The 1982-nt window shown below is 28.1% G+C and carries 1 protein-coding gene; it reads right to left on the bottom strand.

The window, feature by feature from the left end:
* Nucleotides 1-320: 320 nt before the first annotated feature.
* The gene (locus C4B24_RS04670; protein ID WP_131599618.1) at nt 321-1859 is read right to left on the bottom strand and encodes an ATP-dependent nuclease; all 1539 of its coding nucleotides are present in this window, start codon (nt 1857-1859) and stop codon (nt 321-323) included.
* Between the last annotated feature and the right edge of the window lie 123 nt (nt 1860-1982).

The following is a 1982-nucleotide window of genomic DNA, read 5'->3' as shown; positions in this document are numbered from 1 at the left end:
GAATATTAAATCAATTAATAATGTTTAATTTATATTCAAATGATTAATTCTATTAATGTAAAACCTCCTTGTGATTTGTAATGAAAATATAGTAAGAAGTCATATCTGCTTCTTTCTTTATATTTTTATTATTAGAATTGCTATTTATTTACTCATAGTAAGTATCTTTATATACTTAATACTTTAAGGCCTTTAGAGACCAATGCTTTGTGTTTATGCAAGCAAAGGAATAGGGCAAGGAAAAACTAAGCTTAGTTAAAGTGTGGAATTTATTTGTCCCACTTTATTATTTGCTTAGTTTTTTATTGGACAAATTTTATTTAGAATCCTGAAAATTCACTTTCAAATTCCAAATCTTTATTAAATAAGAAATTTGAAATTTCATTATAAAATGCATCACTGTATATCAGTTCATCGTCATCATAAATTTTTTTAACTTCTTTTTTCCACTTATCTTTGCTTATTTTTTTATTTTCCAGTTTTTCTATTGTTTTTTCACTGAAATAATCTTCTAAGTTTGATTTTTCAAGAAGCATCACTTTGTCATTCCCTTTGAATTTCTCATTAATTTCCACTACATCAGAATCCAAAATTGCTAGATAATCTATATTATATTTTTCGCAAAAAATAACAATATGTTTCATGTTTCCCCCTCCGCGTGCATTCCAAATTGATCAGTTTGAGTTATTTATTTTTTCAAAGATTTCTTTGTGTGATCTAATTGCCCTTACATCATCAACCCCCTCCAAGATTAACACCTTGTTAGAGAAAAGAGTTCTTATAATGGATTCTGCATGCATTGAAAATGAGAATGTACCCTTTTGTTCTTGCTTAATTTTATCTAAAGGTAAATATAACGGCTTCAAAATATCATTCGAAAGCGTTAATCTAATTATATTTGGAAGCTGAGTGTATAACTTTTTGACAAATTCTTCTCTATGTGTTATCAATATAATTTGCTTGCTTGAGTTTTTAATTTTGGAAGCAAGGATATTTGACATCCCATTTGACAGGAAATTAGTTGGTTCATCCAAAAGTATTAAGTTTGATTCCCCTTCAAAAATTAATGAAGTTAAGATTGAACGCTTTTGACCATCTGATAGCATTTCAAGGTCTACTAAATTTCCATGTAAATCTTTAAATTTAGCATGCTCAAAAGCACTTTCGGAGGTATCTAAATGTTCATTTAAAGGTAAGGTGTCAAGTTCTATTGATTTGATTGATTGTACACACTCGGTAAGTGAAGTTGTTATTTTATTAGAAAGGTAAGAAGTAAATTCATCGTTTTTAGAGTTTACTAGTTTTTCCTTGAATTTATAATCAGCAGCAGCATTAATTAAGAAGAATTCATTCACAAATCCAGTTAAAGCTGCATTAAAAATATATTCATAATTGGACATTAAACCTTTATTGGTATCAAGAAAAATATGTTCTTTTGAAGTAAAATGTGGCAATTTGAAAAAACCTTTATTTTCTGTTTTTGTATATCAAATACTTCTTGAACTATATGAATAAATGAAGTTTATAGAAGAAATGAGGATATTTCCAACCTCATTGAATCAACTATATGAATTACTAGTTTTTCATTGTTTGCCATCTCATTCTATGTTTGAGGGTGCTCCATAAGGCCCAGCTAATTGTTTATTTAAACCAGTTGCATTAGAAGGTAGTGTGATTTCTTCTAAAAGTTTGTATGATATTTCATAGCTTGCCCCTTCAATACTTTCCCTATTTAGCATCTTCATTATTGTGGACTTTCCTGTACCGTTTACACCAGTTAAAATATTAGTTCCGCTAGTGAAATTTATTTCAAATTCTCCTAGGTGTGATTTGTAAACTTTTAATTTTTGAATTATCATTTTGACCTTCTCTCATGTGTTTTATAAATATTATACTATTGAGAATATTTTTTACAATAATAGAATAATCTATCTGATTATTCTATGCGGTAGCATTGCTCCAAAAGTGTTATAGCGTAAAAG

The sequence above is a fragment of the Mycoplasma marinum genome, assembly GCF_004335975.1.
GTDB lineage: Bacteria > Bacillota_I > Bacilli_A > Mycoplasmatales > Metamycoplasmataceae > Mycoplasma_K > Mycoplasma_K marinum.
This window is presented reverse-complemented; position numbering and strand designations above follow the sequence as displayed.